5 protein-coding genes are annotated in these 6,045 nt (G+C 68.5%); all 5 read right to left on the minus strand.

Features of this window, described 5'->3' with window-relative positions; genetic code table 11:
* Positions 1–526: 526 nt before the first annotated feature.
* The 5 genes from U9980_RS15970 to U9980_RS15990 are packed head-to-tail and all read right to left on the minus strand — an operon-like array spanning position 527 to position 5,656.
* Complete coding sequence (locus U9980_RS15970; RefSeq protein WP_322751823.1) at positions 527–1,237, minus strand: ABC transporter ATP-binding protein; 711 nt, start codon at positions 1,235–1,237, stop codon at positions 527–529.
* A complete protein-coding gene (locus tag U9980_RS15975; protein ID WP_322768646.1) occupies positions 1,237–2,076 on the minus strand; it encodes an ABC transporter ATP-binding protein in 840 nt (279 codons plus the stop codon). Before U9980_RS15975 ends, U9980_RS15970 begins: the two co-directional genes overlap by 1 nt.
* A complete protein-coding gene (locus U9980_RS15980; protein WP_322768647.1) occupies positions 2,073–3,515 on the minus strand; it encodes a branched-chain amino acid ABC transporter permease in 1,443 nt (480 codons plus the stop codon). The genes U9980_RS15975 and U9980_RS15980 overlap by 4 nt, the downstream gene beginning before the upstream one ends.
* Positions 3,512–4,444: a branched-chain amino acid ABC transporter permease gene (locus tag U9980_RS15985; RefSeq protein ID WP_322751663.1), complete on the minus strand. Its 933-nt coding sequence runs from the start codon at positions 4,442–4,444 to the stop codon at positions 3,512–3,514. Before U9980_RS15985 ends, U9980_RS15980 begins: the two co-directional genes overlap by 4 nt.
* 48 nt (positions 4,445–4,492) lie before the next feature.
* On the minus strand, positions 4,493–5,656 hold the full coding sequence (locus U9980_RS15990; protein ID WP_322768648.1) for a branched-chain amino acid ABC transporter substrate-binding protein: 1,164 nt from the start codon (positions 5,654–5,656) through the stop codon (positions 4,493–4,495).
* Between the last annotated feature and the right edge of the window lie 389 nt (positions 5,657–6,045).

The following is a 6,045-nucleotide window of genomic DNA, read 5'->3' on the forward strand; positions in this document are numbered from 1 at the left end:
GGGTGTCACCCCGCGGATTCACGCCGGCCGTGTACCGGCCCCCAGCAATTTCCGCCGGTTGATATTCACCCGGTGATATTCACCTGATGACATTCTACTGCTGACATTCGGGTGACCGATGACCACCGAGGACCACACGGGGCGTCTTCGATCGGACAGACCGATACCCGAACGTGTCACTCGTCACGCCGCGAAGAACGCCGGGAACGGCACCGGGAACGCCGCCGGAAGGCTTCGGGGAAGACAGTGTGCGACAACCGACGGCTGCTGTCCGCCCGGCGCATTGACGCGAGCATCGGTTACGTCCTAGCGTCTTTGTCAGTGGGCCCGGGACGGACGAGTAGATAACGTCCATACACGGGGAAGGTGTGGACGGCGCCAAAGACCGTCCCGGGTTTCACTTATTCATCTGCAGATTCAGGTGGCACTGCACCTTCAGGTGGCACTGCAGCCTCATATGCCACTGCAACCTCATGTGCCACTGGATGCACGGTTCGATCCCCAGCGCCACGCGCGGTGCTGTCGCTCAGGCGACGTCCTCACCCAGATAAGCCCGCCGAACACGGTCGTCCGCGCGCAACAGGTGAGCCGGGCCGTCCAGCACCATCCGACCTGTTTCCAGCACGTAGCCACGGTCTGCGACCGCCAGCGCCTGGTGGGCGTTCTGCTCCACCAACAGCATCGACACGCCAGTGCTGTTGATCTCAGTGATGACCGAGAAAATCATGGCTACGACCAGCGGTGCGAGCCCCATCGAGGGCTCGTCCAACAGCAGCACCCGGGGCCGTGCCATGAGCGCCCGGCCGATGGCGAGCATCTGCTGCTCGCCGCCGGAAAGGGTTCCCGCCGCCTGCCCACGTCGCTCGGCAAGGCGTGGAAACATCGCGAAGACCCGTTCGATGTCGCCACGCGCCCGGCGGCGGTCCCGGTAGGCGCCCATCAGCAGGTTCTCGTGGACGGACATGACCGGAAACACCCTGCGGCCTTCGGGCACGTGACTGATCCCCCGCGCGACGATCTCGTGTGCCGGCAGACCCGCGAGCGGCTCCCCGTCGAGCCGTACCTCCCCCGACACCGGATGCAACAGCCCCGACACCGTTGCCAGCGTCGTGGTCTTGCCGGCGCCGTTCGCCCCCAGCAGGGCCACCACCTCGCCGGCTCCGACCCGCAGGCTCACGCCACGCAGCGCGGTCACCGAGCCGTAGCGGACCTCCACGTCGGTGAGCTCGAGCGCCATCAGCCGCCACCAGGAGCGTCGGCCGGGCCCAGGTATGCCTCGCGCACCGCCGGGTCCCGCTGGACGTCGGCCGGCGGACCGCTGGCGATGACCTGCCCGAAGTTGAGCACGACCACCGCCGTGGCCACGCTCATCACCAGGCCCATGTCGTGCTCGATCAGCAGTACGGAGATCCCGTCCGCGGCGACCCGCCGCAGCAGCCCTGCCAGCTGGTTTTTCTCCGCCGTGTTCGTGCCCGCCGCGGGTTCGTCCACCAGCAGCAGACACGGGTCGGCGCCCAGTGCCCGCGCGATCTCCAGACGGCGCTGCTCCCCGTAGGCGAGCGCCGCGGCCGGGACGTGCGCACGGTGCGCAAGGCCGACGAAGGCCAGCAACTCCATGGCGCGGCGCACGCCGCGAGCCTCGTACCGCCGGACGGCGGGGGTGGCGAGCATCACCTGTAGCGTCGCCGGGCGGTCCCGCCCCTGCACCCCGACCTGGACGTTGGCGAGCGCGCTCAACCCGCCGAACAGCCGGATGTGCTGGAACGTCCGGGCCACCCCGAGCCGATTGATCACGTGCGGTCGGCGGTCGAGCAGGCCCGTCGGAGCACCGCCGCGACCCCACAGCGTGACGTTACCGGCCTGCGGGTGGGCGACGCCCGTCAGGCAGTTGAACAGCGACGTCTTGCCCGCGCCGTTAGGACCGATCACCGCGAGAATCTGACCCCGTTCATGGCGTAGCGACACGCCGTCCAGGCTCGTGACTCCGCCGAAGCGCAGTACCAGCCCACGCACGTCGAGGACAAGACCGGTGTCGCTGCGACCGGCCGCCGGGTCCCGGCTCGGCACCGCGTTCATCCAGCCGGCCCACCGGCGGGCAGCGCGCCACCGACGTCACCCATGTCACCGACGTCACCCACATCACCCACGTCACCCACATCACCGATCCCGCCGGCACCCGGGACACCGGCGTCGTCGCCGACGCCGACGCCGACACCGATGCCGACGCCGACGCCGACCCGCTCACCGCGCCGTGGCGGGAGCAGGCCCTGCGGCCGGAAGGTCATCATGATGACCACGACGACCCCGAAGTAGATGTACCGGTCGGCTGGGGGCACGACGTCACGCAGGAAGAACGCCAGCCCCTGCAGGACCACCGCGCCGAGCACCACCCCGAACCGGGAGCCCATCCCACCGAAGATCACAATGGTGAGCACCAGAATCGAGGCCTGCAGGCTGAACGTCTGCGGGTTGAAGAACTGCTTGGTCGCGAAGAGCACCCCGGCAAAACCCGACACGGACGCACCGATCGAGAACGCCAGCAGCTTCATCCGCACCGTCGCGACACCCGAGATCTCGGCCGCGAACTCGTCCTCCCGGATCGCGGCCCACGCCCGGCCGACGTGCGACCGTTCCAGTCGACCGAATACCACGATCACCACAATCACCACGGCGAGCAGCAGATAGTAGTACGGCAGTGGCGCCAGGCCCCAGGCATAGTGAAGTGCCCCGACGTCAAGGGACAAGGGTGGCACGCCGAACACCCCGCGCGAGCCGCCCGTGACACCGTCGACGTTGTTCGCGAGCAACTGGACGATCTCACCGAACCCCAGCGTCACGATGGCCAGGTAGTCCCCGCGCAGCCGCAGCGTGGGCCCGCCGAGAGCCACCCCGGCGACCATCGCCGCGACCACCGCGATCGGGATCACGACGAACGGGTTGAGAATGACCGGTGAGTGCCACGGCATCGCCGTGCGGGAGGTGAAGTAGGCGGTTGTATATGCGCCGATCGCGAAGAACGCGATGTAGCCGAGATCGAGCAGGCCGGCGTAGCCGACCACCACGTTGAGGCCCAACGCGAGCAGCGCGTAGATCCCGATATCGGTGACGAGGGACTGTGCGGCCGCCGCGGACAGGCCCAGCGGCACGATCAGGGCGATACCCAGCATTCCCACGGTCGCCACGGCCCGTCCCCAGGCGCCCACCGCAGGGCCGGCCAAGCCGCCGAAGCCGCCGAAGCCGCCGAGATCGCCGACCGGCAAGCCTGAGCAGGCTGCCCGGACCGATCGGAGCAACCATCCACCGGCGCCTGCCCGCACGCGTGCGGCGCACATGACACCCGCCCAGGTACCGGTCGCAAGCGCCGCGAACAGCGCGAAGCGCGGGGCGAACAACGATCCGCGGATGCCGGCGAAAGGATGATCTGCGTCACCGGACGGACCGGTGACAACCGCGACCAGCACCGCGCCGCCCAGGTACACCGCGAGCCGACGCAGCCAGGGCAGCGCTGCGCTCATGCCGCCCTGCCCTGACGTTCACCCAGGAGGCCCGAGGGCCGGACCAGGAGCACTCCCACCAGGACGAGGAAGGCGATCACGTCCTTGTAGGACGCCTGGAACACATAACCGCCATAGCTTTCGACCAGGCCGAGGAGCACCCCTCCCAGCACCGCGCCGCGGACGTTACCGATGCCGCCGAGCACGGCGGCGGTGAACGCCTTGATGCCCGGGACGAACCCCATCGTGTAGGAGGCGTTGAACGTCATCGCATAGAGGAAGCCACCGGCACCCGCGAGCAGACCACCGAGCACGAACGTGGCGACGATCACCCGCTCGACGTCGACCCCCATCAGGCTCGCGGTGCCGGCGTCCTGGGCGGTCGCCCGGATTGCCTGGCCCAGCCGGGTGACGGCGACCACCCGGTCGACGACGACGAGCATCACCACCGCCACCCCGACGATGACCAGGGCCTGGGTCGAGATATCGGCACCGAGGACCCGCCAGGCGGTCCCGTTGGTGAACAGATCGGGGACGGGCACGCTCTGGCGGCCGAACTCCTTACCGGCCAGGTTGGCGGCGAACAGGGACGCTCCGATGGCACCGATGAGGTAGGCCAGACGAGGCGCGCCACGGCGGCGCAGCGGCCGGTAGGCAGCGCGCTCCAGGGCGAACGCGGCAAGGCCACCGGACGCGGCGCCGACACCGAGCCCGACCGCCACCAGTGCGACCGATGTGAGCCCTGACGGCGTCACCTCGCCCGCGGGCAGCAGTGCCCGGGCTGCGAACAGGCCCCCGAACGCGCCGAGCATAAAGACCTCACTGTGGGCGAAGTTGATCAGCGTGAGCACCCCGTAGACGAGGGTGTAGCCAAGAGCGATGACCGCGTAGAGGGAACCGATGGTCGCTCCGTCCACCGTCAGCTGCCCGAACTCGCGCGCGAAACCCATCCAGATGCTCCCCCCGAATCGCCGATGGTCCCGCTGCCCCGCCGCGGGTCAGGCTTTGATCAGTTCGGCGGTGGTTCCGAGCACCTCCCGCTTGCCGCCACGGACCTGGTAGACGTAGACGGTCGAACCGACGATCTCGCCGTCGGGTTGGAACACGACCCGCTTGGTGACGCCCTCGAAGTCGACGGAGGAGAAGACCTGGGCGACGGCCTCACGGCTGGCTCCCGGCCCGAGCTTGCGCAGGACCCCGATGATCGCGTTCGTCGCGTCGTAGGCCTCGCCGGAATAGGTGCCCGGCCGCGTGCCGTTGTTGACCCGCTTGAAGTCGGCGACGAAGCCGGCGGCCTTCGGGTCGCTGTTGGCGTCGCCACACGGGCAGGTCAGATACGCGCTCTCGGCGCTCGCAGCCCCGGCCTGTGCGACGAACTGGTCGTCATTCGATCCGTCGCCGCTCATGACAGCGCCGGTGAAACCCTTGGCCCGCAGCGCCTTGGTCAACAGGGAGAATTCCGGATAATACCCGGAGTAGAACATCACGTCGGGCTGCTCGGAGATTATCTTTGTCGCCTCGGACGTGTAGTCCTTCGTTGGATTGATGCCGTCATGGGTTACATTCACCCCCTGTGCCGTCAGTTCTTTTTCGAGGACCGTCGACAGCCCCGTGCCGTACTCGCTCTTGTCGTCGAGGGAGAAGACCTTCTTGGCCTTGAGCGCCTTTGCGACGTAATCCGCGGCGGCGGCACCCTGCACGGTGTCGGGGGCGATCACCCGGAAGAACGTTCCGAAACCCAGCGAGGTGAGCTTCGGGTTTGTCGCGGACGGGCTCACGGACAACAGTTTGGCCTGGCTGTAGAGCGGCTCGCTGGCCTTGGTGGCACCGGAGAACATCGGCCCGACCACGGCGATGACGTCCGGGTTGTCGATCAGTTTCTGGGCGGCGGTGGGACCCTGCTCCGGGGTGCCCTGATCGTCCGCCTCGACCAGACGGACGGTGAACGGAAGCTGGCCGCTGACGTTGGCGCGATCCACTGCCGTGCGCACGCCGTTGATCGCGTTGATGCCGAGCTGCTGGCTGTCGCCCGACAGCGGCCCCTGGAATCCGATGATGTACTGCGGGCGTCCGCTTGCGGAGGACCCTCCCCCGCAGGCGCCGACGGTCAGCGCGATCGCAAGAAGCGCGACGGCTCCCGCCGCCATTGTTCGCCTCGCCATGCCGTGTCCCTTCACCCGTTCCGGTAGGGCGGTCCGGGCAGATCCCCGCCGGGCATGGCGCGGACGGTGTCCGCTTCCCCCATCAGGAAGGCCGACCGACCGGGTCATGCGCACGGCAGCCTCACGCCGCGTCCGCGTCACGCAGTCGCCGTCCCCACCTGCCGTGCCTGCCCTGTCCGGCTCGTTCGCCAAACTGTCGGCAACCTAGTCGCTACAACCAGCGACTGGAAGCTTATTGTGCCCGTGTCGCTACATTTTGTGCACAGACACGGGCACAGACACGGGCACGGACACCGACACGCGGAGGGGACGGCCGACGGCTGACCGCTACCTGCGGCGCGCCGCCACCGGGACGAACGTCGTGTTACGCACCACCTGGCCGGTCACCC

It is taken from the genome of Protofrankia sp. Cr1 (assembly GCF_963555865.1).
In the GTDB taxonomy this organism is placed as follows: Bacteria; Actinomycetota; Actinomycetes; order Frankiales; family Frankiaceae; genus Protofrankia.

Excerpts from the sequence above, each read along its gene's own strand:
- U9980_RS15970 (WP_322751823.1), bottom strand. The coding sequence starts at position 1,237 with ATGGCGCTCGAGCTCACCGACGTGGAGGTCCGCTACGGCTCGGTGACC.
- U9980_RS15975 (WP_322768646.1), bottom strand. The coding sequence starts at position 2,076 with ATGAACGCGGTGCCGAGCCGGGACCCGGCGGCCGGTCGCAGCGACACC.
- U9980_RS15980 (WP_322768647.1), bottom strand. The coding sequence starts at position 3,515 with ATGAGCGCAGCGCTGCCCTGGCTGCGTCGGCTCGCGGTGTACCTGGGC.
- U9980_RS15985 (WP_322751663.1), bottom strand. The coding sequence starts at position 4,444 with ATGGGTTTCGCGCGCGAGTTCGGGCAGCTGACGGTGGACGGAGCGACC.
- U9980_RS15990 (WP_322768648.1), bottom strand. The coding sequence starts at position 5,656 with ATGGCGAGGCGAACAATGGCGGCGGGAGCCGTCGCGCTTCTTGCGATC.